At 65.3% G+C, this 25213-nt stretch carries 18 protein-coding genes and 1 riboswitch; of the genes, 11 read left to right on the top strand and 7 right to left on the bottom strand.

Features of this window, described 5'->3' with window-relative positions; genetic code table 11:
• Positions 1-111: 111 nt before the first annotated feature.
• Positions 112-185: riboswitch (S-adenosyl-L-homocysteine riboswitch) on the top strand.
• 26 nt (positions 186-211) lie between these two features.
• The 3 genes from ahcY (at position 212) to metF (ending at position 2924) form a co-directional block, all read left to right on the top strand.
• Positions 212-1627: an adenosylhomocysteinase gene (gene ahcY, locus EYF70_RS27215; RefSeq protein ID WP_131148157.1), complete on the top strand. Its 1416-nt coding sequence runs from the start codon at positions 212-214 to the stop codon at positions 1625-1627.
• A 123-nt stretch (positions 1628-1750) separates the two neighbouring features.
• Positions 1751-2101 (top strand): phage holin family protein, encoded by a 351-nt coding sequence (locus EYF70_RS27210; RefSeq protein WP_131148156.1) that lies wholly within the window; start codon positions 1751-1753, stop codon positions 2099-2101.
• Positions 2094-2924 carry a methylenetetrahydrofolate reductase [NAD(P)H] gene (gene metF / locus EYF70_RS27205; protein WP_131148155.1) on the top strand — a complete coding sequence of 277 codons (831 nt, stop codon included), beginning with the start codon at positions 2094-2096 and terminating at the stop codon, positions 2922-2924. Before EYF70_RS27210 ends, metF begins: the two co-directional genes overlap by 8 nt.
• A gap of 179 nt (positions 2925-3103) precedes the next feature.
• On the opposite strand, the gene EYF70_RS27200 is transcribed toward metF, so the two are convergent.
• Positions 3104-3625: a 5-formyltetrahydrofolate cyclo-ligase gene (locus tag EYF70_RS27200; RefSeq protein ID WP_229420585.1), complete on the bottom strand. Its 522-nt coding sequence runs from the start codon at positions 3623-3625 to the stop codon at positions 3104-3106.
• A gap of 106 nt (positions 3626-3731) precedes the next feature.
• On the opposite strand from EYF70_RS27200, the gene EYF70_RS27195 reads away from it, so the two are divergent.
• The 4 genes from EYF70_RS27195 to EYF70_RS27180 all read left to right on the top strand — a co-directional run bounded on the left by EYF70_RS27195 (position 3732) and on the right by EYF70_RS27180 (position 8518).
• Positions 3732-5735, top strand: a complete 2004-nt coding sequence (locus EYF70_RS27195) for a lytic transglycosylase domain-containing protein (protein WP_131148153.1) — start codon at positions 3732-3734, stop codon at positions 5733-5735.
• A 64-nt stretch (positions 5736-5799) separates the two neighbouring features.
• Complete coding sequence (locus EYF70_RS27190; protein WP_131148152.1) at positions 5800-6513, top strand: glutathione S-transferase family protein; 714 nt, start codon at positions 5800-5802, stop codon at positions 6511-6513.
• The gene (locus tag EYF70_RS27185; RefSeq protein ID WP_131148151.1) at positions 6510-7838 is read left to right on the top strand and encodes a multifunctional CCA addition/repair protein; all 1329 of its coding nucleotides are present in this window, start codon (positions 6510-6512) and stop codon (positions 7836-7838) included. The genes EYF70_RS27190 and EYF70_RS27185 overlap by 4 nt, the downstream gene beginning before the upstream one ends.
• Entirely contained in the window at positions 7838-8518 is a 681-nt protein-coding gene (locus tag EYF70_RS27180; protein ID WP_131148150.1) for a GNAT family N-acetyltransferase, read from the top strand. Before EYF70_RS27185 ends, EYF70_RS27180 begins: the two co-directional genes overlap by 1 nt.
• Before the next feature lie 18 nt (positions 8519-8536).
• Here the strand turns inward: EYF70_RS27180 and EYF70_RS27175 are convergent, their stop codons facing one another.
• The 3 genes from EYF70_RS27175 to EYF70_RS27165 form a co-directional block, all read right to left on the bottom strand.
• On the bottom strand, positions 8537-9964 hold the full coding sequence (locus EYF70_RS27175; RefSeq protein WP_131148149.1) for a CehA/McbA family metallohydrolase: 1428 nt from the start codon (positions 9962-9964) through the stop codon (positions 8537-8539).
• A complete protein-coding gene (locus EYF70_RS27170; protein WP_218943732.1) occupies positions 9954-12437 on the bottom strand; it encodes a TonB-dependent receptor in 2484 nt (827 codons plus the stop codon). The genes EYF70_RS27175 and EYF70_RS27170 overlap by 11 nt, the downstream gene beginning before the upstream one ends.
• A 98-nt stretch (positions 12438-12535) precedes the next feature.
• The gene (locus tag EYF70_RS27165) at positions 12536-13063 is read right to left on the bottom strand and encodes an Lrp/AsnC family transcriptional regulator (protein ID WP_130186612.1); all 528 of its coding nucleotides are present in this window, start codon (positions 13061-13063) and stop codon (positions 12536-12538) included.
• 127 nt (positions 13064-13190) lie between these two features.
• Between EYF70_RS27165 and hppD the strand changes: the two genes are divergently transcribed.
• The 4 genes from hppD (at position 13191) to EYF70_RS27145 (ending at position 22741) form a co-directional block, all read left to right on the top strand.
• Positions 13191-14321, top strand: coding sequence for a 4-hydroxyphenylpyruvate dioxygenase (gene hppD, locus EYF70_RS27160; RefSeq protein ID WP_131148148.1), 1131 nt, complete (start codon positions 13191-13193; stop codon positions 14319-14321).
• A 90-nt stretch (positions 14322-14411) separates the two neighbouring features.
• On the top strand, positions 14412-17975 hold the full coding sequence (locus EYF70_RS27155; RefSeq protein ID WP_131148147.1) for an indolepyruvate ferredoxin oxidoreductase family protein: 3564 nt from the start codon (positions 14412-14414) through the stop codon (positions 17973-17975).
• Positions 17976-18215: 240 nt separating this feature from the next.
• Complete coding sequence (locus EYF70_RS27150) at positions 18216-20852, top strand: TonB-dependent receptor plug domain-containing protein (RefSeq protein ID WP_229420584.1); 2637 nt, start codon at positions 18216-18218, stop codon at positions 20850-20852.
• Between the two features lie 131 nt (positions 20853-20983).
• On the top strand, positions 20984-22741 hold the full coding sequence (locus EYF70_RS27145; protein WP_131148145.1) for a M14 family metallopeptidase: 1758 nt from the start codon (positions 20984-20986) through the stop codon (positions 22739-22741).
• Between the two features lie 205 nt (positions 22742-22946).
• On the opposite strand, the gene ttcA is transcribed toward EYF70_RS27145, so the two are convergent.
• From ttcA to EYF70_RS27130, 3 genes are all read right to left on the bottom strand, one after another.
• Positions 22947-23885 (bottom strand): tRNA 2-thiocytidine(32) synthetase TtcA, encoded by a 939-nt coding sequence (gene ttcA / locus EYF70_RS27140; protein ID WP_131148144.1) that lies wholly within the window; start codon positions 23883-23885, stop codon positions 22947-22949.
• Entirely contained in the window at positions 23882-24280 is a 399-nt protein-coding gene (locus EYF70_RS27135) for a dihydroneopterin aldolase (RefSeq protein WP_131148143.1), read from the bottom strand. The genes ttcA and EYF70_RS27135 overlap by 4 nt, the downstream gene beginning before the upstream one ends.
• A 123-nt stretch (positions 24281-24403) precedes the next feature.
• A complete protein-coding gene (locus EYF70_RS27130) occupies positions 24404-25210 on the bottom strand; it encodes an SDR family oxidoreductase (protein WP_131148142.1) in 807 nt (268 codons plus the stop codon).
• Between the last annotated feature and the right edge of the window lie 3 nt (positions 25211-25213).

The raw sequence follows: 25213 nt of genomic DNA, 5'->3' as shown, positions 1-25213 counted from the left end.
AGCTGCTCGACAAGCCGCCGCTGGCGGCTAGCGTCATCACCGCAGCAACAAAAAAAACGGAGGTCACGGCATGCATGCCGTGATCACCGGTTTTTTGTTATAGAATGCCTGTTCTCCGAGGAGCGTTGCGACGGATCATTCGAATCCGCCAGGCTCGGACACTTCTGCAACCGCGCTCACGTCAACTTTTTTCAACATGAAAGGAGGCGTGATGAACGCCGTACTCAAAGATTCCCAGGATTACATCATTGCCGACATCGGCCTGGCCGCGTGGGGCGAGAAGGAAATCAAGATCGCCGAAACGGAAATGCCTGGCCTGATGGCGATCCAGGAAGAGTTCGCTGCTGCCCAGCCCCTGAAGGGCGCGCGCATCACCGGCTCGCTGCACATGACGATCCAGACCGCCGTGCTGATCCGCACGCTGGAAGCGCTGGGCGCGCAAGTGCGCTGGGCTTCGTGCAACATCTACTCGACCCAGGACCACGCCGCCGCCGCCATCGCCGCGGCCGGCACGCCGGTCTTCGCCGTCAAGGGCGAAACGCTGGACGAATACTGGGACTACACCCACCGCATCTTCGAATGGCCGGGCGAAGGCGTGTACTCGAACATGATCCTGGACGATGGCGGCGACGCCACGCTGCTGCTGCACCTGGGCGCGCGCGCCGAGAAGGATGCCTCGGTGCTGGACAATCCGGGTTCGGAAGAAGAAATCTGCCTGTTCAACTCGATCAAGGCCCGCCTGGCGAAGGATGCCACGTGGTACTCCAAGCGCCTGCCGCAGATCCTGGGCGTGACGGAAGAAACCACCACCGGCGTGCACCGCCTGTACCAGATGCACAAGGAAGGCAAGCTGGCCTTCCCGGCCATCAACGTCAACGATTCCGTGACCAAGTCGAAGTTCGACAACCTGTACGGCTGCCGTGAATCGCTGGTGGACGGCATCAAGCGCGCCACCGACGTGATGATCGCCGGCAAGATCGCCGTCATCGCCGGCTATGGCGACGTGGGCAAGGGTTCGGCGCAGGCCATGCGTGCCCTGTCGGCCCAGGTGTGGGTCACCGAGATCGATCCGATCTGCGCGCTGCAGGCCGCGATGGAAGGCTACCGCGTCGTGACGATGGACTACGCGGCCGAACACGGCGACATCTTCGTCACCTGCACCGGCAATTACCACATCCTCACCGAACAGCACATGCTGAAGATGAAGGACCAGGCGATCGTCTGCAACATCGGCCACTTCGACAACGAGATCGACGTTGCCGCGCTGAAGAAGTATCAGTGGGAAAACATCAAGCCGCAGGTGGACCACGTGATCTTCCCTGATGGCAAGCGCATCATCCTGCTGGCCGAAGGCCGCCTGGTCAACCTGGGTTGCGGCACGGGCCACCCGTCGTACGTGATGAGCTCGTCGTTCGCGAACCAGACCATCGCCCAGATCGAACTGTTCCTGCACAAGGACAAGTACCCGGTCGGCGTCTACACGCTGCCGAAGCACCTGGACGAGAAGGTCGCGCGCCTGCAGCTGAAGAAGCTGAACGCGCAGCTGACCGAGCTGACGGCAGAGCAAGCCGCCTACATCAACGTCAAGGTCGAAGGTCCGTACAAGCCGGAACACTACCGCTATTGATCGGTACGAAGGCCGGCGCGAGCCGGCCTTTTTTTGCCGATTGTTAGCCGCTTTTCAGCGCTGGTTCCACCGTATTTCGCTGTTTCGCTATTTCGTTATTTCCGCTTGAGGCTTGTATTCCCTATGCGTCTGGTCTTGACCTGGTTTATCAATGCCGCGGCCCTGTTCGCAGTGCCTTACCTGATGCATTCCGTCGACGTCACGAGCGTCGGCGCAGCCCTGATCGCGGCGCTCATCCTCGGGCTGGTGAACACGCTGATCCGTCCATTGCTGCTCCTGCTGACCTTGCCCGTAACGGTGCTGTCGCTGGGCCTGTTCATCTTTATCGTCAACGGCTTCACATTCTGGCTGGTGGCGCAATTCGTGAACGGCTTCACCGTGACGAGCTTCTGGGCGGCGGTCGGCGGCGCATTGCTGTACAGCGTGATTTCCTGGGCCCTCTCCACACTGTTGTTGAAAGACGCCGATGGCTGACCACAATTTTAGTATCGAATTTTTCCCGCCCAAGACGGCGGAAGGCGCGGAAAAGCTGCGCGCCACGCGCGCCAAGCTCTCCGAATTGCACCCGAAGTATTTTTCCGTCACGTTCGGCGCCGGCGGCACCACCCAGCGCGGCACGCTGGAAACCGTGCTCGACATCATGGGCGCCGGCGAGCAGGCCGCGCCGCACCTGTCCTGCGTGGGGGGCACGCGCGAATCGATCCGCGCCATCCTGAACGAATACAAGTCGCATGGCATCAAGCGCGTCGTCGCGCTGCGCGGCGACCTGCCCAGCGGCTACGGCGCGGCCGGCGAATTCCGCTATGCCAACGAGCTGGTGGAATTCATCCGCGCCGAGACGGGCGACTGGTTCCACATCGAAGTGGCGGCCTACCCGGAAGTGCATCCGCAGGCGAAATCGCCGCAATCGGATCTCGATGCCTTCGTGCGCAAGGTGGATGCGGGCGCCGATGCCGCGATCACGCAGTATTTCTACAACGCCGACGCCTACTTCCAGTTCGTCGACGCCGCGCACAAGGCCGGCGTCACCGTGCCGATCGTGGCTGGCATCATGCCGATCACCAACTACACGCAGCTGATGCGCTTCTCCGACATGTGCGGCGCGGAGATCCCCCGCTGGGTGCGCCTGAAACTGGCCAGCTTCGGCGACGATACCGCGTCGATCAAGGCCTTCGGCCTGGACGTGGTGACGTCCCTGTGCGAGCGCCTGCTCGCCGGCGGCGCCCCAGGCCTGCACTTCTACAGCATGAACCAGGCCGCCGCCACGACGGCCCTGTGGCAGCGGCTGGTCAAGTAATATAGGGGCGGGCCCTAGTGCTGTTAAGTTAAGCGTTACCCGACACATTGGAAGCGCATGCATTCACCCCAACAGCGAAGGGCTGGGGTCAGACCCGCCGGGTCTGACCCCGGAATTTGCACTGGGGGTGGGCTTATCGAAGCGGCATTAGGTGTACGTCCCCATTTTTGAAGCAACATTCATCCCGCTTCGGTGATGATACGGTCCAGCGCGATGTCGTGGCCGTCGCTGCCGAACTCGGCGGCGAGGCAGGAATAGGCGATGCCCACCGTCGCCGGCCGCGGCGCCTTCTCCAGCGTGCGATCGTAGAAGCCGCCGCCATAGCCCAGCCGGTAGCCTTGCGCGTTGAAGCCCAGGCAGGGGACCAGCAGGGCCGGCGGGCAGGGCGCGATCCGCAAGTCGGCCGGCACCGCGATGCCCATCGCATCCTTCACCAGCGGCTCGCCGATCTGCCAGGCCGCGAAGTCCAGCGGCGCATCGCGCTTCAGCACGACCGGCAACAGCAGGCGCACGCCCAGCCGCGCCAGTTCGGCATAGGCGGGGTGCAGGTCGGGTTCGTCGCGCAGCGGCCAGTAGACGCCCAGCGTGTCCACTCTTGCTTCATGCCACCACTGCACGATGTGCCGGCAGAGGTCGGCATCCCACTGCGCGCGGGTATCGGCCGGCAAGTTGCGCCGTTCAGCCAGCAATTGCTTGCGCAACGTAGCCTTTTCCGCCGCGGCCGTCTGTACGCTGGCGGGTGGTAGCCCTTCAGTCAGGCGTGTTATTCTAGGGTCGCTGGTCATGTCACTTTTTGAGAGTCGTATCTTGATTTCCCCGTCGAAATGGATAGCCGGCGCACTGCTCGCGATTTCCTGCGCCATCACGCCCCTCGCCATCCCGCAAGACCTGGGCGACAGCCGCAAGGAGGACGATGCGTTCCTGCTGCTGCGCGACTCGGTGCGCCGCAACGACGCCACCAAGGCCGAGTTCTATGCGGCACGGCTGAGCGACTATGCCATTCCGTCCTACGTTGATTATTATCGGCTGAAATCCCATTTCACGGCCGCCACCTCGGCCGAGATCCTGGCTTTCCTGCAGCGCTACGAAGGCACGGCGATTGCCGACCGCCTGCGCAACGACTGGCTGCTGGAACTGGGCCGCAAGCGCGAATGGGCCCTGTTCGACCAGCAGTATCCGCTGTTCGTGCTGAAGGACGATACCCAGGTCAAGTGCTATGCCTTGCTGTCGCGCCTGTCGAAAGGCGAGAACGTGGCCACGGACGCCCGCACGCTGCTGATCTATCCGCCGTATTACGGCGAGGGCTGCAGCGCGCTGATCGCGTCGCTCGCGCAGACCGGCCAGTTCAGCCAGGAAGACCTGTGGGCGCAGGTGCGCCTTGCCGGTGAAACGAAAGCCACCGGCCCGGCACGCCGCACGATCATGCTGCTCAATGGCTCGGACAAGAAGATCGCCCAGGCGATCGACGTTCCTGCCGTGGTGCTGGCAAAAGGCGTCGGCGACACGAAGGCCGACCGCGAAGTGTTCCTGGTCGCGCTGGGCCGGGCCGCCCGCACCAGTGTCAAGCTTTCGGTGCTGGCGCTCGAGAAAGCATTGCCGAGGCTGACGCCGCAGGAGCAGGCGATCGGCTGGGCCAATATCGCCCTGCCGGCATCGTATGCGGTGGACCCGGAAACGTCCGGCTACTGGCGCCGCGCCAATGGGGCGCCGCTATCGATCGACCAGCACCAGTGGCGCACCCGCTATGCGCTGCGCGACGGCAACTGGCAACTGGTGCGCGACTACCTCGCGGCCATGCCGGCACAACTGCGGCAGGATCCCACCTGGGTGTACTGGCAGGCGCGCACGTTCGTGGCGCTGGCCGGCGGCCGCATGACGCCCGAGGCGCAGTTCCTGTACCAGAGCATTGCCGACCGCGAGGATTACTACGGCCTGCTGGCCGCCGAGGAACTGGGCCGCACGGTCACCATCCCGGCGCCCGGCGCGCCGGTGACGGCGCAGGAAATCGCCGCGATCGCCACCAACCCGGGTATCCGCCGCGCCCTGAAATTCTTCGACATGCGCCTGCGTTTCGAAGGCCTGCGCGAGTGGAACTGGGAAGTGCGGCACCTGTCCGACCGCGAGCTGATCGCCGCTGCCGAGTATGCGCGCCAGCACCATATTCTCGACCGCATGGTGTACACGTCCGAGCGCACCCGCGCGCTGGCCGACTACACGCACCGCTACCCGGCACCGCACGATGAAATCATGCGCCCCACCACGAATACCCTGGGCCTCGACCGCGCCTGGGTCTACGGCCTGATCCGGCAGGAGTCGCGTTTCGTGATGAACGCGCAGTCGAGCGCGGGGGCGTCGGGCCTGATGCAGGTAATGCCTTCCACCGGGCGCTGGGTGGCCAACAAGATCGGCCTGACGAATTTCGTGCAGGACATGCTGACGGACGTGCGCACCAACATCCTGCTGGGCGCCAACTACATGAACATGGTCCTGGGCAGCATGGACGGTTCGCAGGTACTGGCCACCGCCGCGTACAACGCCGGTCCCGGCCGGCTGCGCTCATGGCGCTCGAAGCTGGACAAGCCGATGGATGCCACCGTGTTCATCGAATCGATTCCGTACTCCGAAACGCGCGGCTATGTGAAGAACGTGATGACCAATGCCACCTATTACGCGGCGCTGTTCGAAGGGCGGCCGCAATCGATGAAGGCGCGGCTGGGTGTCGTCACGCCGAAGGGCTACAGCGAGAAGGACATGCGCGAGCCGGACCCGCGCGGCCAGGAACCGCAGCAGACCAGTTTTTCGAGCCGCTGATTCCGGCGCGCTCGCCTACTTTCCCGCATCCTCCACCGCATTTGCCACCGCATTTTCCACCTTCATGCAAACGATCGAACTCGACCCTACACTGAGCAACACCCTCGCCGCCGCGCGCCAGCCCGGCCTCACGCTCGTCATCGGCAACAAGAACCTGTCTTCGTGGTCGATGCGGCCGTGGGTGGCCATGACCGCCTTCAACATCCCGTTCACCGAAGTGCGCGTGAAGCTGGACCGCCCGGAAACCTCCGGCACCATCGCCCGCTACACGCACAGCGGCCGCGTGCCCGTGCTGCTGGCCGGCGACATCACGATCTGGGACAGTTTGGCGATCTGCGAGTACCTGGCCGAGCAATTCCCCGACAAGCACCTGTGGCCGCAGGACGTGGCGGCGCGCGCCACCGCGCGCTCGATCTGCGCCGAAATGCACTCGAGCTTCGCGGGCCTGCGCAGCAACATGCCGATGAATATCAGCGCCAGCCTGCGCGGCCAGGGCCGCACGCCGGAAACGCAGGCCGACATCGGCCGCGTCAGCGAAATCTGGGAAGAATGCCTTTGCCGCTTCGGCCACAACGAATTCCTGTTCGGCGATTTTTCCCTGGCGGACGCGTTCTTCGCCCCGGTCGTCACCCGCTTCAATACCTATGACGTGGCATTGCCGCCGGCGCTGTCGGCCTACTGCGAACGGATCACCCGGCACCCGGCCGTGGCGCGCTGGATCGAGGAGGCGCATGCCGAAGCGGGCGAAAGCGCGGCAGGGAGCCTGGAGCAGGAATGAAGACCTATGTGGTTGGCGGTGCCGTCCGCGATGAACTGCTGGGACTGCCCGTCAAGGACCATGACCACGTCGTTGTCGGCGCCACGCCGGAACAGATGGTGGGGCAGGGCTTCCGCGCCGTCGGCAAGGATTTCCCCGTATTCCTGCACCCGGAAACCCACGAGGAATATGCGCTGGCCCGCACCGAGCGCAAGACCGCGCCCGGCTACAAGGGTTTCGTCTTCCACACCGCGCCGGACGTGACGCTGGAGCAGGACCTGGTGCGCCGCGACCTGACGATCAACGCGATCGCCCGCGCCGCCGATGGCACGCTGACCGATCCGTTCGATGGCCGCGGCGACATCGCCCGCCGCCTGTTCCGCCATGTGTCGGACGCGTTTGCCGAAGACCCGGTGCGCATCCTGCGCGTGGCCCGCTTTGCCGCCCGCTTCACCGATTTCACGGTGGCGCCGGAAACCAATGCCCTGATGCGCCGCATGGTCGACGAAGGCGAAGTCGATGCGCTGGTGCCCGAGCGCGTGTGGCAGGAACTGTCGCGCGGCCTGATGGAGCAGCGGCCGTCGCGCATGCTGCAGGTATTGCGCGACTGCGGCGCGCTGGCGCGCATCGTGCCGGAACTAGACCGCCTGTGGGGCGTGCCCCAGCCCGAGAAATGGCATCCGGAAGTCGATACCGGCATCCACCTGGAACAGGTGGTCGATTACGCGGCGCGGCAGTGTTGCGACTTGCCGGTACGTTTCGCGGCGCTGCTGCACGACCTGGGCAAGGGCGCCACGCCGGCGGATCAATGGCCGGCCCACCATGGCCATGAAGGCCTCGGCGCCACGCTGGTGAAGGACGTGTGCGCGCGGCTGAAGGTGCCGACCGAGTGCCGCGACCTGGCGGTGCTGGGCGCGCGCGAGCACGGCAACGTGGCACGCGCGCTGGAACTGCGCTGCAACACCATCGTGAAGCTGTTCGAACGCAGCGATGCGTTCCGCAAGCCGGCCCGCTTCCTGCAGTTGCTGCAAGTGTCCGAATGCGATGCGCGCGGCCGGGAAGGCCCCGGCGGCTCGTTCCGCGACGCGCCATTCCCGCAGCGCGACTACCTGGAGCGGGCATTGGCCGCCGCGCGTGGCGTCAACGCCGGCGAAATCGCCCAGGCCTGCACGGAACAGCCGGAGCGTATTCCCGAGCTGGTGCGGGAAGCCCGGGTGCGCGCGGTGCGCGAAGCGCTGGCCCGGCCCGACGAGCGGGATGAGGTGGACGAGGCGAACGGGACGAACGAGCGGAACGAGACGAATCAGCCGGCGGCGCACACGCCAGGCGGCGCGGGAGCACGCTGATGGCGCGCTTGAACCTGTTCCGCAATCCGCTGCACAAATGGCTGGGCCGCCCCGAACCGCGGCCGACCATTCCCGTCAAGGAATTGCGCGAACGGGACCGGCGCCGCATGCTGAAGCATTTCCTGCAGATCGAAGGGCGCGACCGCCTGCTGCGCTTCGGTTCGCCCATCACCGACGAGCAGGTGGCGAAGTATGTCGAGGGCATCGACTTCGACCGCGACATCGTGTTCGGGGTCTACAACCGCGTGTTCCGTCTCGTCGCGGTGGGGCACCTGGGATTCGCGGAACGGCAGCCGGAACAGCACGGCGCCACGGACAAGGACCGCGTGGCCGAATTCGGCGTGTCGGTATTGAAATCGGCGCGCGGGCTGGGCATCGGTTCGAAGCTGTTCGAGCGCGCCGCGATCGTCTGCCGTAACCACGACGTCGACACGCTGACCATGCATTGCCTGTCGTCGAACCAGATCATGATCCACATCGCGAAGAAGGCCGGCATGGAAATCCACCGCGACTATGGCGAGGCCGATGCCTACCTGAAGCTGGGCCCGGCCGATCCGGCCAGCGTGCTGCAGGAAGCGATGCAGGAACAGCTGGCCACCATCGACTACGCGCTGAAAGCCAATGTGCGGCGCGCCGCCAAGCTGTGGGACATGCTGCCGGGGCGCGGCAAGAAGGAATAGCGCGGCATCGATGCCGGCTTACCGGCGCGCATTCAGGTAAACCGGATTCCCCAGCAGCAGAAGGTGCCCCGCGGCAGCGATTACGTCGACGCGCACCCAGTGCGGCCTGCCGTCGCCGGCCAGCGTGAATACGCTATCCACGTCACGCACCGTGGGGTCCGCCAGCGGCGTGATTTCCCTGCCGTTGTCGACGATACGCAGCCGCGCTCCCGCCACCCCCGCCGTTCGCACGCGGAACCGTACCGCCGTGCCGGCCGGCGCATCGAGCGCATCGCCCATCATCGCGGTGTTGCCGTTCGCTTCCGCACGCACGTCCAGCAGCCGGTCGGGCGAGCCTTCGATGTCGACGAAGACGTGGCCCTTTCGGATACCGTCCAGGATCGCCGACTGCGACAACGCCGCCGCATGCACGACGGTGGCCGGTATTCCGGGCGGGCTCTCGTCCGGCCGGTGGCTGTCGCTGCCACCGATCGCCGTGATCCGGTAGCCCCGGTCGAGTTGCGCCTCCCAGAAGGGGATGCCGGACCAGCGGGTGCCGGCATCCTTGCCATTGACGGCTTCGATCGCCTGCACCAACGCCATGTCGGTCCGCGTGTCCCAGCCGCAGCCCATGCAGTCTTCGCCGGACGGGCGCACCGGGTGGTTGATCGACACCAGGCCACGCAGTGCCTGCGCATCCTTCAATACCGTATCCCAGCCGCGGCGGAAATCCAGCGGCGCCAGCGTGCCGAACAGGTTGGCATGGCCATGAAAAGTGGTGATCTCGCGGCCGGGCATCAACAGCAGCGTATCGAAATACGGTTGCAGTTCGCCCAGCGCCTGCGCATGCGACACGGTGTTGTGTTCAGTGACGGCCAGGAAGTCCAGCCGGCGCGCCGCCGCGGCTTGCGCCAGAACGAACGGCGGGCACGGCACGCTGGCCGAACCGCCGCGGTTGCGGCAACTGCCATCGGAGTGCCCCGTGTGGCTGTGCAGGTCGCCGCGGTACCAGCGTGCGCCGGTGGCCAGCGCCGCGTCATCCGAGGCCTGCCCGCGCGAGAACGTCACTGTCGCCGTGTAGTCGGCGGTGGCATTGGCGCGCATGTTGGGAATGCCGAGCAGCAGCGCCCATTGCCCGGCCAGCGCCGGCACCGCCAGGTAGGAAGGCGTGGCGTCGACGGTACCGACCGTGAAGGTGCGCTTGTTGCCCCCGCTCCAGCCGCGCGGCATGCCGTCCGGGCCGATCAGGCCCAGGTCGATCACGCTGCGCTGTTCCCTGCCCGTGTAGTCGAACGTGACGGTCACGCGGTCGACACCGGGCGGTACCGCGAACGGCACTTCCCGGTAGGTCTGGTGGTCGGTACCGGTCAGGCGTCCGTGCAACACCAGGTCGGTGGACTGGGCGGCCGCCTGCTCCAGCAGGCCGCACAGCAGGATGGCCAGTCCGGCAAGCCGCTCAAAACGCATACTTCAGTGCCGCGCGCACGGTGCGGCCCAGCAGCGGGCGGGCAATGAACGTGTTGGCACCGGCATCGGCGCTGGCCAGTTCGCCGGCGCGCGGGTTGCCTTCGGTGAGGCCCTGCGAATTCTCCACGTTGTCCACGTACAGGAATGCCTCGACCGCCGGCGTGGCCTGCCAGCGCGCCGAGAAATTCAGCATGTGGTACTTGGGCAAGACCACGGTGTTGGCCGAGTCCACGTAGCGCTTGCCCTGGTATTCGTACGCCAGTTGCAGGCGCAGCTTGTCGCCCAGCAGGTTCACGCCGGGCACCAGCCGGGCGCTCACTTTCGGCACGCGGATCAACGCATTGCCCGAGTAGTCGCGCGGCACCGGCAGGTTGTTGACCCGGTCCGTATAGCGCAGGTCTCGGTACTCGGGATCCTGCAATGTCAGGTTGAAGCCCAGGTCGACCAGGCTGCTGGGGAACAGCCGGCCTTCCAGCTCCAGGCCGAAGGTACGCGACGATGCGTAGCCGGTCTGTGGGCGCGATGTCGCGTTATCGATCGAAAACACGTTGTTCGTGTACGCCACGTTGTCGTACTTCGAATAGAACAGGGTGGGATACAGTTCCAGCATCGCGCTGCTGTACTTGTAGCCCAGCTCGCCCAGGTCCATCGTCTGGATCACCGGCACCGCGGCCGGCGAGGTAATGTAGGACGACAGGTTCGGCAGGCGGAACGCCTTGGTCCACCGGCCGAACACGCCCGACGTGCGCGCCAGTTGCCAGTTCGCGCCGAGCGTCCAGCCCATCTTGTCGAAGTCGTTGTCGTAGTAATCCAGCACGCCGGTACCGGTGCGTATCTTCGAGGTGGCGAACTTGCCCAGATCGACGTTGGCACCGCGCTCGGTCCAGCCGCGCGTATTCACCTTTTCCCAGCGCACGCCGCCATCGATGCGCAGGCGCTCGTCGACCTGCCATTCGTCCGACAGGTACAGCGCGTGCGTGCGCGACTTGCCGCGCGCGTGCTCCCATTCGTACCCGTAATTGTAGATGCCGCGCTCGGTAATCGTGCCGGCCACGCGGCCGGCGGCGTCGAGGCCGGCCAGGTCCAGCAACGGCGCCTGGCTTTGCGCGCCAAGCAGCACGGTCGACGAATAACGGTCGAATCCCTGCGTGAAGCGGGCAAAATAGTAGCCAAGGGTGACGTCGTGCGTTTGCGTGCCGGCGGCGAACTTGCGGGACAGGCGCAGGTCGTTGACGGTTTCCTCCAGCGGCATCGTCACGCCGCGCAGCCCGCCGACCAGCAGCAGGCCGTTCGGATCCGCGTAATCCGTCCCTGGCGCGTCGACGCGCCGCAGCGCCAGCCGCGTGGCACCCGGCACGCGCGCCAGCAAGCCTTGCGATTGCCGCAGGAAGGCTTCGCTGGACAGCAACTGGTTCGGGAACACGCCGTTGCGCTGCGTGTCCGTGCTGGAATGGCGCAGCGATTCGGCCAGCTTCCAGCCGCCCAGTTCCTTCTCGAGCGCGACGGTGAACTGCTTGCGCTTGACGTGCGTGCCTTCGCCGTTGTCGAAACGGTAGGTGGCGCCGTTCCCCATCCGCATGTCGACCACCCTGGTCTGCGGCCCGGCCACGGTGCCGCGGTTGCCGTCGAAGCCGGGAATCGCCGCGATATCGCCATCCGGGTAAGTGCGCATCGGAATGCCGAGGAACAGCGCCACCTTGTCGTCCAGGTGCTTGAAGTCCAGGGCGATGCGGCCGCCGTCGAGCATGCGCGTCAGTCGCACGCGCACCTGGCCACCATCATTGGCGCGATAGCCGGGCGAGCGGATGCCGTCGTCGATGCGGTAAAAGCCGCCGATACCGCCTTTCCAGCCATTGCCGAGTGGCGTGCCGGCCCAGAAGTCGACGCGCCGCATGCCGAAATTGCCGGCGCCGACCTTGACGATGCCGCTCGCCGTGTCGCCGATCTCGCGCGTACGGAAGTTGATCGCACCGGCCGGCGCGTTCGTGTAGAACACCGACGACGGGCCGCCGCGCACGACCTCGATGCGTTCGATCGTCTCGTCGAGGCGGAATGCCTGGTCGGCATTCAGGTAGCCCAGCGAAGGATCGTGCTGCACCGGAATGCCGTCTTCCAGCAGCGTGACCGAACCGAAGCCATCGACAGGAATACCGCGAGCGCGAATATTGCCCGATGCTTCGCCGCCGGAAGCTTCGACCCAGAACCCGGGGACCGATTTCAGCGCTTCCGTCACCGACGTGGGGGCCTGCATTCGCAGCGCGTCCTCGTCGATCGTGGTGATCGAATAGCTGGCCTTCGATTTGGTGCGGGTACCGGCACCGGCGCGGCCGGTCACGATCACGACATCATGGGGAGCATCCGCCGCCTGTTCTGTCGCTGGCGGCGGCTGGACGTTTTCCTGTGCGAGCAGGGGAGCGCTGGCGAGGGCCAGCATGGCCGCGCGTACGGCATGGCGGATGATCGGCGAATTCACGTTGTCCTTTGCTGGTCTGGATGAACGCGCCAGACACTAGCAAAGGAATATGAAGCGATGATGACGAAAAGAAAACTCCGCGCACCGCGCGGCCGCCGTCAGACCAGCGGCAGCGCCGTCGTGTCCTTGATGCGTTGCAGCGCAAAGCTGGACTTCACGTCCAGCACGGCCGGATGCCGCAACAGCGTGGCCATCATGAAGCGCGAAAAGTGGTCCATGTCTTCCACGTGCACGCGCAGCAGGTAGTCCATTTCCCCCGTCATCGCATAACACGCCACCACTTCCGGCCAGCCTTCCACGGCCACGGCGAAATCCTCGCGCGGCGAGACGGTACCCGGCAGCGCACCGAGCGCGCGGGCCGTGCTGTGCGCCACCGCGGCGGCATCGCTGTGCTTTTCCAGCCGCACGTTGACATAGGCCAGCAGGCCCAGGCCGATCTTGTCCGGATCGAGCAGCGCCACGTACTGGCGGATCACGCCTTCCTCTTCCAACCGCTTGATGCGGCGCAGGCAGGGCGAGGGCGACAGGCTGACCTGCTCGGCCACGTCCTGGTTCGACAGGCGGCCATCTTCCTGCAGGATCGATAGGATTTTACGGTCTGTCTTGTCCAGTGTGATCTTGGTCATAATCTCCTCGTGGCATGCCTGATAACGCAATATTATTGCTCAAAACATGCGCCGATGGGAAATCTTTGCAATTTAATTCTCCCCCGCGAAGCCTATACTTTTCGCTATTCGATAAAAGGAGACGCACATGCAATTCACGCCCTGGGAGAACCCGATGGGGACCGACGGATTCGAATTCGTCGAGTTCGCCGCGCCCGATCCGAAAGCGCTCGGCCAGCTGTTCGAGAACATGGGATTCACGGCCATCGCCCGCCACCGCACCAAGGATGTCACGCTGTACCGCCAGGGCGAGATCAACTTCATCATCAACGCCGAAGAGCACTCGTTTGCCCAGCGCTTCGCCCGCCAGCACGGCCCCTCCGTGTGCGCGATCGCGATCCGCGTCGACGATGCGGCCTACGTCTACAACAAGGCGCTGGAAATGGGCGCCTGGGGCTTCGACAACAAGACCGGCCCGATGGAACTGAACATCCCCGCCATCAAGGGCGTCGGCGATTCGCTGCTGTACCTGGTCGACCGCTGGCGCGGCAAGAATACCGCCAAGGGCCAGGCGCCCGGCAGCATCGGCGACATCAGCATCTACGACGCCGATTTCGTGGCGATCCCGGGCGTGGACCCGAACCCGGTGGGCAACGGCCTGACCTATATCGACCACCTGACGCACAACGTCTACCGTGGCCGGATGGCCGAGTGGGCCGGCTTCTATGAGCGCCTGTTCAATTTCCGCGAGATCCGCTACTTCGACATCACCGGCAAGCACACGGGCCTGAAGTCGAAGGCCATGACTTCGCCGTGCGGCAAGATCCGCATCCCGATCAACGAATCGTCGGACGACAAGTCGCAGATCGCCGAGTACCTGAACGAATACCACGGCGAAGGCATCCAGCACATCGCGCTCGGTACCGACGACATCTACCGCTCGATCCAGGGAATGCGCGACAGCGGAATCGCTTTCCAGGATACGATCGAAACGTATTACGAACTGGTCAACCGGCGCTTGCCGAACCACGGCGAGAACCTGGAAGAGCTGCGCCGACTGCGCATCCTGATCGACGGGCAGGCCTCAAGTGAACAGCAACGCGAATTGCTGCTGCAGATCTTCACGCAGAACGTGATCGGCCCGATCTTCTTCGAGATCATCCAGCGCAAGGGCGACCAGGGCTTTGGCGAAGGCAATTTCCGCGCGCTGTTCGAATCGATCGAGCTCGACCAGATTCGCCGCGGCGTGCTGGAGGATAAACCGACGGCAACGGCGTAAGCAGCAGGACCACCACAGCACAGCCGGCAGCGCCCCGCCAGAGGGCGCGCCGGCTGGAAGCTTTCAGCAGCACATATTGGAGACAAACCCATGAACGCACCTCACAAGGGTACGGAGCTAGGCAAAGAGGACATCACCCTCGAAGACAAATGGACGCTGGAGCGCGGCAGCGCGTTCCTCACCGGCACGCAGGCGCTGATCCGCCTGCCGATGCTGCAGCGCGAACGCGACCTGAAGGCCGGCCTGAATACCGCCGGCTACATCACCGGCTATCGCGGTTCGCCCGTCACGTCGATCGACCAGACGGCGGTGAAGGCGAAAAAATACCTGGAAGCGCACCACGTCAAGTTCCACCCCGGCATGAACGAAGACCTCGCCGCCACCGCGGTCTGGGGCACCCAGCAGACCAACCTGTTCCAGGATGCCAAATACGACGGCGTGTTCAGCATGTGGTACGGCAAGGGCCCCGGCGTGGACCGCTGCGGCGACGTGTTCAAGCACGCCAACAATGCCGGCAGCTCGAAGCACGGCGGCGTGCTGGTTCTGGCCGGCGACGACCACGCGGCGAAATCCTCGTCCACCGCGCACCAGTCGGACCATATCCTGGCCGCGTGCGGCATTCCCGTGCTGTATCCGTCCTCGGTGCAGGAGTACCTCGACTATGGCCTGCATGGCTGGGCCATGAGCCGCTACACGGGCCTGTGGGTGGCGATGAAGTGCGTGACGGACATCATCGAGTCCGGCGCCGTCATCGACTTCGATCCGGACCGCGTGCAGATCGCCATGCCGGACGACTTCGAGCTGCCGCCGGGCGGCCTGAACATCCGCTGGCCGGACGCGGTGCTGGACCAGGAAGTGCGGATGAACAGCTACAAGTGGTACGCGGCCCTCGCGTACTGCCGCGCCAATAAACTCAACAAGATCATCTGGGACAGCCCGCGGCCGAAGATCGGCATCATCACCGCCGGCAAATCGTATCTCGACACGCGGCAGGCGCTGGCCGACCTGGGCATCGACGAACAGGCTGCCGCCGACATCGGCATCCGCCTCTACAAGGTCGGCATGACGTGGCCGCTGGAGGCCGATGGCGTGCATGAATTCGCGCGCGGGCTGGACGAGATCCTGGTGGTGGAAGAAAAGCGCCAGATCCTCGAATACGCGCTGAAGGAAGAGCTGTACAACCTGCCCGATGGCCAGCGCCCGCGCGTGGTCGGCAAGTTCGACGACACGGGGGAATGGTCGAACCAGCACCGCAGCGGCCACGGCGACTGGCTGCTGCCGGCCACCTATGAGCTGAACCCGGCGCAGATCGCCCGCGCGATCGCCAGCCGCATTTCGCACTACTGCGCCGGCCATCCGGTGGCGAAGCGTGTCCAGGAACGCATCGCCTTCCTGGAAGCGAAGGAACTGGTGCTGAAGAACGTGCCCGCCAAGGCCAATCCCGAGACCGACCGCACGCCGTATTTCTGTTCCGGCTGCCCGCACAATTCGTCCACCAAGGTGCCCGAAGGTTCGCGCGCGCTGGCCGGTATCGGCTGCCACTACATGGTGCTGTGGATGGACCGGGAAACGTCGACCTTCACGCACATGGGCGCGGAGGGCGTGACGTGGGTCGGGCAGGCGCCGTTCACGAACGAGCAGCACGTGTTCACCAACCTGGGCGACGGCACCTATTTCCACTCGGGCATCCTGGCGATCAGGGCAGCGGTGGCGGCCAAGGTCAACATCACCTACAAGATCCTGTTCAACGACGCGGTGGCCATGACAGGCGGCCAGGCCTTCGACGGTCCGCTCGATCCGGGCATGATCTCGCGGCAGATCGCCGCCGAGGGCGTCACGCCGATCATCGTCGTCACCGACGATCCGGACAAGTACCCCGACGATTACGCATGGGCGCCCGGCGTGACGGTGCGCCACCGTTCGGAGCTGATGGACGTGCAGAAGGAACTGCGCAACAAGCCCGGCGTCTCGGCCATGATCTATGACCAGACCTGCGCCTCCGAGAAACGGCGCCGCCGCAAGCGCAACGAATACCCGGACCCGGCCAAGCGCGTGGTCATCAACGAAGCCGTGTGCGAAGGCTGCGGCGACTGCTCGGTGCAGTCGAACTGCCTGTCCGTGGAGCCGCTGGAAACGGAACTGGGGCGCAAGCGCCAGATCAACCAGTCGAGCTGCAACAAGGATTACTCGTGCGTGTCCGGCTTCTGCCCGTCGTTCGTAACGGTGGAAGGCGGCCAGCTGAAAAAGCCGAAGAAGGCCGCCGCTGGCGGCGAGGTCCCCGCCTTGCCGGCACCGGTGCTGCCATCGACCGCGCAGCCCTACGGCATCCTCGTCACCGGCATCGGCGGCACCGGTGTCGTCACCGTCGGTCAGATCCTGGCGGTAGCGGCGCACGTGGAAAACAAGGGTGCCGTGGTGCTGGACATGAGCGGCCTGGCGCAGAAGGGCGGACCGGTAATGTCGCACGTGCGGCTGGCCGACCGGCAGGCGGACCTGCACTCGACGCGCGTGGGCACCGGCAGCGCCGACCTCGTGATCGGCTGCGACCAGATCGTCACCGCCAGCCGCGATGCCTTGTCCCGGATGGGCGAGGGCCGCACCTGGGCCGCGATCAATTCCACCGGCGCGACCACGGCGGCCTTCGTGAAGAACCCGGACTGGCAATTCCCCGGCAGCAGCTCGCGGGCGGAAATCGTGCGCGCCTGTGGCGAAGACCGTGTCGACTTCCTCGATGCCGGCCATATCGCCACCTCGCTGATGGGCGACGCGATCGCCACCAACATGTTCATGCTGGGCTACTGCTTCCAGAAAGGCCACGTGCCCTTGTCGGAAGCATCGCTGATGAAGGCGATCGAGTTGAACGGCGTGTCGGTGGCCTTCAACAAGGCCGCCTTCAACTGGGGCCGCTACGCCGCGCACGACCTGGCGGCCGTGTCGAAAATGGCGTTGCCTGCGCAGGTGATCGAATTCAAGCGCACGCAATCGCTGGACGAGCTGGTTGCCCGCCGCGTGGAACTATTGACGGCGTACCAGAACGCGGCGTACGCCCGCCAGTACACGGACTTCATCGACCAGGTACGGCGCGCCGAGGAACCGCTGGGCACGAAGCGGTTGACGGAAGCGGTGGCGCGCTACCTGTACAAGCTGATGGCCTACAAGGACGAGTACGAAGTCGCCCGCCTGCACACGGATCCGGCGTTCCGCCAGAAGATCGAAGGCATGTTCGAAGGCGAATACACGGTGAAGTTCCATCTGGCGCCGCCGCTGCTGGCGAAGAAGGACAAGGATGGGCACCTCGTCAAGCAGCAGTTCGGTCCGTGGATGCGCAGCGCCTTCGGCGTGCTGGCCAAGCTGAAGGGCTTGCGCGGCACCCCGCTCGACGTGTTCGGCTACACGGCGGAACGGAAGATGGAGCGGGCGCTGATCGGCGAGTATCGCGATCGCGTGCTGGCGCTGCTGCCGACGCTGGCGAAGGAAAACCTCGATACGGCGGTGGCCATCGCGCGCATTCCGGAAGACATCCGCGGCTATGGCCACGTGAAGGAGCGTCACCTGAAGGCGGCGAAGCAGAAGGAGGCCGCGCTGCTGGCGGCGTATCACACGCCACCCCGCGCGGCGACACCCGCGCCGGCCGTGGCACCGCACGCGGCCTGACGGCCGGCAAGGGGCACCCCGGCGGTGCCCCTTGTTCTTCTGGCCGGTTCCTTCTCCCCTGGTGCGTTCTGACCTGTCCTATCGTCCTGCAAGCACCGCACAACGCATAAGCAATCACGAAAGGCTTCGTTCAAAAAAGGCAACACGCTTCGTATGATCTGGTTCCCACAAGGACCAACCATGCCGAGTATGAAGACCAAAAATCTGATTGCAGTCGCAGTATGTTCCCCATTCTGCGGTATGCCCCTGCTGGCGCAGGGGCAGGCTGACACGCCGCCCGAAGGGGCGGCGCCCTCCGTCGTCATCACGGGTTCGCGCATTCCGCGCACCAGCATCGAAGGCCCATCGGCCGTCACCGTAATCACCGCCGAGGACATCACCCGCCAGGGCTACCGGAACGTATTCGATGCGCTGAACAACCAGGTGCAGAACAGCGGTTTCGTGCAGGGCGCCGATTTCGGCAACACCTTCACGCCATCGGCCAATACGATCAGCCTGCGCGGGCTGGGCCCGAACCACACGCTGGTCCTGCTGAACGGACGCCGGCTTGCCGATTTCCCGATCGCCTACGAAGGCACCGTCAACTTCACCAACCTGGCCAACATTCCATCCACCGTCGTGGAAAGGATCGAGATCCTGTCCGGTGGCGCTTCGGCGATCTACGGCTCCGATGCGATCGCCGGTGTCGTCAACATCATCCTGAAAAAGCAGCACAGCGGCTTCGACGCCAACCTCAAGGCTGGCGGCACCACGCGCGGCGGCGGCGCCGACCGGCGCGTGCAGTTCACCGGCGGGCAGCAGTTCGGCAAGCTCGATACCGTGTTCGCATTCGAGGTCAGCGAGCGCCAGCCGCTGGCCGCCTACCAGCGCGACTTCATGGCCACCCGGGATGGCACGCCGACCAACGTGCTGTCGCGGCGCAATGTCAGCGCCGGCCGCTACGTGGACCCGGGTGGCACCTGCGATGCGATCGGCGGCCTGTTCGACGGCAGTGTCGTGCGCTATGCCGCGCGTACCGGAGCGTACTGCGCGAGTCCGAAAGTGGGGCCCACGTACTGGACCGTGCAGACCAGGAACCTCAGCAAGAATGCCTACGGCAGCGCCACCTATGCACTGAGCGAGGACACCACGCTGTTCGCCGACGTGCTGGCCGGCCATAACGGCACCCAGAACAACACGCGCGGCCTGTCGTGGACGTCGCAATCGACCGCCAGCGGCTACTTCCTGAACCGGAACACCGGCAACTACGAAGCGTGGACGCGCTACATCTCGCCCGAGGAAATGGGCGGCGTGGAGCAGTTCAACCGTGCCTGGACCGACCGCGCGCTGGCCGCGTCGGTGGGGGCGCGGGGGCGCATTCCCGGAACCGGCTGGAAGTACGAGGCGGGCTACAGCGCCTCCTGGTACAAGAGCGAGAACCACGTGCCGCGCGCGCTTGCCAACATCGACGGCTTTTTCCTCGGCCCGCGCCTGGGGACCGACGAGGATGGCGTGGCGATCTACACGCCCGACCCGGCGCGGCTCGCCACGCCATTGACGCCGGTCGAATTCGGCGTCATCAAGGGCCTGTCGCACAGCGAGGACGAGTCGTGGACCAATACGCTGTCGGCCACCCTGAACGGTACGCTGTACGAGCTGCCGGCCGGGCCGCTGCAGCTGGCCGTCGTCGCCGAAGCGGGGCGGCAGGGCTTCTCGAACGTGCCCGATCCGCGCATCAACGAAGGCTACTTCAACGTCACCACGCGCAGCGACGTGACGGAGGGAACGCGCACCCGCTACGCGGCCGGCGCCGAAGTAAATGTCCCCGTCCTGAAGACCCTGAATGCCACGCTGGCCGGCCGCTACGACCGCTACAAGTTCGCCGGGCGCACCAGCGGCAAGTCCACCTATGCCAGCGGGCTCGAATGGCGGCCGGCAAAGGAGCTGCTGCTGCGCGCGAACCGCGCCACCAGCTTCCGCGCGCCGGACATGAACTACATCTACAAGGCGCGCGGCACCGGCTATTACTCGTCCACCACGGATTACTACCGCTGCGGCCTGGCCGGCCAGCCGCTCGATACCTGCGACTACGCCAACGTGTCGCCCGGCGCGGACTACGTGCAGAACGGCAGCCGCGACCTCAAGCCGGAGCGGGGCCGTTCGTATGGCGCCGGCATCGTCTGGTCGCCCAGCTCGGCGTTCGACGCGTCGGCCGACTACTGGAACATCCGCATCGACGACCTGGTGACGAACCTGTCGGCGGACCGCCTGCTGCGCGACGAGGCGGCATGCCGGCTGGGCGCGGCGGACATCAACATCCCGAGCTGTGTCGATGCGCTGGCCCGCATCACGCGCTATCCCGCCGATTCGCTGGTGCGCCCAGGTGAGATCCGCGAGATCCGCGTGAATCCGATCAACGCCGCGCAGCTGGGCAGCAGCGGCTTCGACGTCAGCGCGAAATATGCGCTGCGTACCGCCGCGCATGGCGTGTTCACGGTGCGGGGCAACTACTCGAAAACGGTGACGCGCCGCTCGCGGCAGTTCGCCGGCGACCCGGTCAGCGACGAGCTGCATTCGTTTGAAAGCGCGGACTGGCCGGACAAGCTGACCGCCAGTGTGAACTGGAACGTGGGGCCGTGGGCCACCACGGTGTTCGCCACCCGCTACGGCAAGATCCCCAACGCCGCGTGGACCGATTACCTGTCACCGACCACGCTCGTCAACGTCAGCGCCGTGTACCGCGTGACGGACCGCCTGACCGTTTCGCTGATCGTCAACAACGTGGCCAACAGGATCAAGTCCGACACCACCGCCGGCTGGCCGAACTACCCGGTCGGCAGCTACAGCCCGGTGGGCCGCACCGGCTGGATCGAACTGAATTATCACTTCGGCTCCTAGGAAAGCGAGGGCCGGTGTGGGTGGCGAGCCGTAAGTCTATAATGCTCCGGCCGTGGCGGGACCGGCACGCGATCCGTGCCGCGTTCCGCTTTTCTTCATTGGTCGATCCGACCCTCACCGGAGCCCTGTAGATGATTCGCACCGCACTGTCGCTTGCCTTGCTCGCCGCCTTGCCGCTTGCCCATGCCGCACCCGATCTCACCACCGTGTCGGAACGCTCCGGCTTCCAGGCCACCGGGCGCTACGACGAAGTGATCGAGTTGTGCGCGGACTTCCAGAAGGCGTATCCGAAGGCGGTGCGATGCCTTGAATTCGGCCGCACGCCGGAGGGGCGGCCGATGCTGGCGCTGGCCGTGTCGAAGAGCGGGGCGCTCACCGCCGACGCGGCGAAGAAGAAGAACATTCCCGTGCTGCTGGTGCAGGGCGGTATCCATGCGGGCGAGATCGACGGCAAGGATGCCGGCTTCCTGGCGGTGCGCCATGCACTCGACGGCAAGCTCGCCGGCGCCGCGCTCGACAGGCAGGTGCTGCTGTTCGTTCCCGTCTTCAACGTGGACGGCCACGAGCGCTTCGGCCCCAACAACCGGCCGAACCAGCGCGGGCCGGTGGAGATGGGCTGGCGCGTGACCGCGCAGAACTACAACCTGAACCGCGACTACCTGAAGGCCGACGCGCCCGAGATGCAGGCGATGCTGGCGCTGGTGAACCAGTGGGACCCGCTGGCCTACATCGACCTGCACGTGACCGATGGCGCGAAGTTCGAGCCGGACGTGTCGATCCAGGTGGAACCCGTGCACGGCGGCGATGCGGCATTGCGCGAGGCCGGCACGGCGCTGCGCGACAATGTGATTGCCGACCTGCGCCAGCAGGGTTCCGATCCGAAGCACTTCTATATTTCGTTTGCCAGGACGGATGAACCGCAATCGGGCTTCGTCGACGAAATGTCCGGGGCGCGTTTCTCGACCGGCTACTTCTACCTGCGCAACCGCTTCGGCATGCTGGTCGAAACGCACTCGTGGAAGGATTACCCCACGCGCGTGAAGATCACGTACAACACGATCGTGTCGGTGATGAACCAGGTGGCGAAGCATGGCACCGCGTGGCGCCAGGCCGCGCTGGCCGCCGATGCGCGCGCCACCGCGCTGGGAGGGCAGGACTTCCCGCTCAGCTACCGGACCACCGACAAGGTGCGGACGATCGACTTCCGCGGTTATGAATTCAAGCGCGTGCCGTCCGATGTCTCCGGCGGTATCTGGACGCAATACGACGAGACGAAGCCGCAGCTGTGGAAGGTGCCGCTGCGCGACGAGATCGTGCCCGACTTCACGATCAAGGCGCCGGCCGGCGGCTACCTGGTGCCGGCGGCGCAGGCCGGCGCCGTGGGCGCCAAGCTGAAACAGCACGGCGTGGCATTCAAGGTGCTGGCCGCCGCGCCGGGCAAGGTGGAAGTGGAAGCGTTCCGCGCAACGAAGACGAAGCTGACGCCCCAATCGTTCGAGGGACACCAGATGCTGGCGGTGGAAGGGGCGTGGAACACCGAAGCGCGCGAGGTGGGCGCCGGAGCGCTGTTCGTGCCGATCGCGCAGCCGAAGGCGCGCCTGGTGATGACGATGCTGGAACCGCAGGGCGCCGATTCGCTGCTGGCGTGGGGCATGTTCACTGCCGCCTTCGAGCGCAAGGAGTACATGGAAGAGTACGTGGCCGAAGAGGTGGCGCGCGAACAGCTGAAGGACCCGGCCGTGGCCGCCGCGTTCAAGGAAAGGCTGGACAACGATCCGGACTTCGCGAAAAGCTCGCGTGCCCGGCTGGACTTCTTCGCCAGGCGGCATGCATCGTGGGACGAGCGGTTCAACCTGTATCCGGTGTATCGCACGGACCGGAAGTTCTGAAGCCGGTACGGCAATAATCGAACGCAGCAAAGACAGGGACGGAACCGGATGCCGTTAAGTTAAGCCCACCCCAAGTGCAAATTCTGGGGTCAGACCCGCCGGGTCTGACCCCAGCCCTTCGCTGTTGGGGTGAATGCATGCGCTTTCAATGTGTCGAGCAACGCTTAACTAAGCGGGGTCAGGAGACGTCCCCATTTTTCGACCATTACTTCGGCTGCAGCGGAATGATCCCCGGCACGGTGGCCGGCGTCGAGCACGGTTCTTCGTCGAACGCGATATCGCCCAGCGGGTTGGCCACGCCATCCGTCTTCAGGTCCGTGAAGCCGAACAGGCCGCGGTCCATCAGGTGCGACGGCACCACGGTGGACAGGGCCGAGAACACGCTTTCCACGCGGCCCGGGGTTTTCTTTTCCCAGTCGCGCAGCATCGCCTTGATCTGCTTGCGCTGCAGGTTTTCCTGCGAGCCGCACAAATCGCATGGAATGATCGGGAAGCCCTTCACGGCGGCGTAGCGCTCCGTGTCTTCTTCCTTCACATAGGCCAGCGGACGGATCACCATGTGCTTGCCGTCGTCGGAAACCAGCTTGGCCGGCATGCCCTTCAGCTTCCCGCCGAAGAACATGTTGAGGAAGAAGGTTTCCAGGATGTCGTCGCGGTGATGGCCCAGCGCGATCTTGTTGCAGCCCAGTTCATCGGCCACGCGGTACAGGATGCCGCGGCGCAGGCGCGAGCACAGCGAGCAGGTCGTCTTGCCTTCCGGGATCAGGCGCGTGACGATCGAGTAGGTATCCTGGTTTTCGATATGGAACGGCACGCCCAGTTCCGTCAGGTAGCGGGGCAGCACCTCGGCCGGGAAGTTCGGCTGCTTCTGGTCGAGGTTGACGGCGACGATGTCGAAGTGGATCGGTGCGCGCTCGCGCAGCGTCAGCAGGATATCGAGCAGCGCGTAGCTGTCCTTGCCGCCGGACAGGCAGACCATCACCTTGTCGCCGTCCTCGATCATGTTGAAGTCGCCGATCGCCTGGCCCACCAGGCGGCACAGGCGCTTGTGCAGCTTGTTGTTCTCGTAGGCGATCTTGTCCGCGCCCTTGTCCGCACCCTTGTCCGCACCTTTTACCGCGGCGTTGTCGACGACGGCGTTCATGCTTCATCCTTGATGTGGAATACTTCGACGCCGACGCCTTCGCAATCGGGATAGACGTCCGGCTTCATGGTGGACAGGCGCACGGCGCGCACGCGCGGGTGGGCCAGCAGTGCCTTCACCAGGTCGTCGCACAGGGTTTCCTGCAGGTGCACGTGGCCCTCGGCCATGCGCGCGGCGATCGTGTCGCGCATGAAGTCGTAATCGACCACTTCATGCAGTTCGTCGGCCTGCGGCGTCGACACCGCGAGCGGGATATACAAGTCGACATTGAACAGCACGCGCTGCTCGCCCTTCTTCTCGAATTCGTGGACGCCGATATTGATCAGCACTTCGTAATTGCGCAGGAACAGCCGGCGGCAATCCTGCAGGCGGGGGTGGGTGAGGGCGGACAGCATGGTGGCGATAGTGGCTATTTAAAAAATGATTCGGCGAGAAGTTCGGCGAGAAGTTCGGCGAGAAGCGATCGGCGAGAAGTTATTGGGGCGACGATATTGGGCACGCAGTTATCGGGCACGCAGTTATTTGGCTAGAAACATCACGTCGCGCGGCAGCGGCAGCAGGTGCTGGCCACCGTCGACCAGCAGCGTGGTGCCCGTCACCGCGCGCGCCGTTGCCGCGTACAGCACGGCCGCGGCGATGTCTTCGGGAGTGCTGGAGCGTCCCAGTGGCGTTTGCGTGTGGGCCTTGGCGAATCCTGCCTCGCTCTGGTCACCGGACACCATGGTGATGCCCGGTGCCACGCCGACCACGCGCACCTTCGGCGCCAGCGCCTGGGCCAGCACCGTGGTCGCGGTGTGCAGCGCCGCTTTCGACAGCGTGTACGACAGGAAATCGGGATTGAGATTGTACAGCTTCTGGTCCAGCAGGTTGACGACCACGCCCTGGGCACCATCCGCCACATGGGCGTGCAAGGCCTGCGCCAGCAGCACCGGCGCGGCCACGTTGGCGCGCATGTGCGCATCCAGGCGGGCACTGGTGAAGTCGGTGGCGCTGTCGTAGTCGAACAGGGAAGCATTGTTGACGATGCAAGTGACCGGGCCCAGCGCGTCGGCGGCGGCGGGCAGCAGGCGCCGCACGGCTGCTTCGTCGCCCAGTTCGCCATGCACCAGTGCCGCGCGGCGGCCCATGGCGGCGATCTCGCGGGCGACTTCCTCGGCATCGGCGCGGGAAGCGCGGTAATGCACGGCCACGTCCCAGCCGGCGCGCGCCAGTGCCAGCGCAATGGCGCGGCCGAGCCGGCGGCCGGCACCTGTTACCAGCGCCACCGGCGCGCCATGGTGGCCGGCGGCGGACTGCTCGCTGTTCGCTTGGTGTGTTGTCGTCATGTC

It is taken from the genome of Pseudoduganella albidiflava (assembly GCF_004322755.1).
GTDB lineage: Bacteria > Pseudomonadota > Gammaproteobacteria > Burkholderiales > Burkholderiaceae_D > Rugamonas > Rugamonas albidiflava.
This window is presented reverse-complemented; position numbering and strand designations above follow the sequence as displayed.

Coding starts and splice junctions, on each gene's coding strand:
- hppD (WP_131148148.1), top strand. CDS start 13,191: ATGCAATTCACGCCCTGGGAGAACCCGATGGGGACCGACGGATTCGAA.
- EYF70_RS27175 (WP_131148149.1), bottom strand. CDS start 9,964: ATGCGTTTTGAGCGGCTTGCCGGACTGGCCATCCTGCTGTGCGGCCTG.
- EYF70_RS27130 (WP_131148142.1), bottom strand. CDS start 25,210: ATGACGACAACACACCAAGCGAACAGCGAGCAGTCCGCCGCCGGCCAC.
- EYF70_RS27190 (WP_131148152.1), top strand. CDS start 5,800: ATGCAAACGATCGAACTCGACCCTACACTGAGCAACACCCTCGCCGCC.
- EYF70_RS27135 (WP_131148143.1), bottom strand. CDS start 24,280: ATGCTGTCCGCCCTCACCCACCCCCGCCTGCAGGATTGCCGCCGGCTG.
- EYF70_RS27155 (WP_131148147.1), top strand. CDS start 14,412: ATGAACGCACCTCACAAGGGTACGGAGCTAGGCAAAGAGGACATCACC.
- ahcY (WP_131148157.1), top strand. CDS start 212: ATGAACGCCGTACTCAAAGATTCCCAGGATTACATCATTGCCGACATC.
- EYF70_RS27185 (WP_131148151.1), top strand. CDS start 6,510: ATGAAGACCTATGTGGTTGGCGGTGCCGTCCGCGATGAACTGCTGGGA.
- ttcA (WP_131148144.1), bottom strand. CDS start 23,885: ATGAACGCCGTCGTCGACAACGCCGCGGTAAAAGGTGCGGACAAGGGT.
- EYF70_RS27145 (WP_131148145.1), top strand. CDS start 20,984: ATGATTCGCACCGCACTGTCGCTTGCCTTGCTCGCCGCCTTGCCGCTT.
- EYF70_RS27165 (WP_130186612.1), bottom strand. CDS start 13,063: ATGACCAAGATCACACTGGACAAGACAGACCGTAAAATCCTATCGATC.
- EYF70_RS27180 (WP_131148150.1), top strand. CDS start 7,838: ATGGCGCGCTTGAACCTGTTCCGCAATCCGCTGCACAAATGGCTGGGC.
- metF (WP_131148155.1), top strand. CDS start 2,094: ATGGCTGACCACAATTTTAGTATCGAATTTTTCCCGCCCAAGACGGCG.
- EYF70_RS27150 (WP_229420584.1), top strand. CDS start 18,216: ATGCCCCTGCTGGCGCAGGGGCAGGCTGACACGCCGCCCGAAGGGGCG.
- EYF70_RS27210 (WP_131148156.1), top strand. CDS start 1,751: ATGCGTCTGGTCTTGACCTGGTTTATCAATGCCGCGGCCCTGTTCGCA.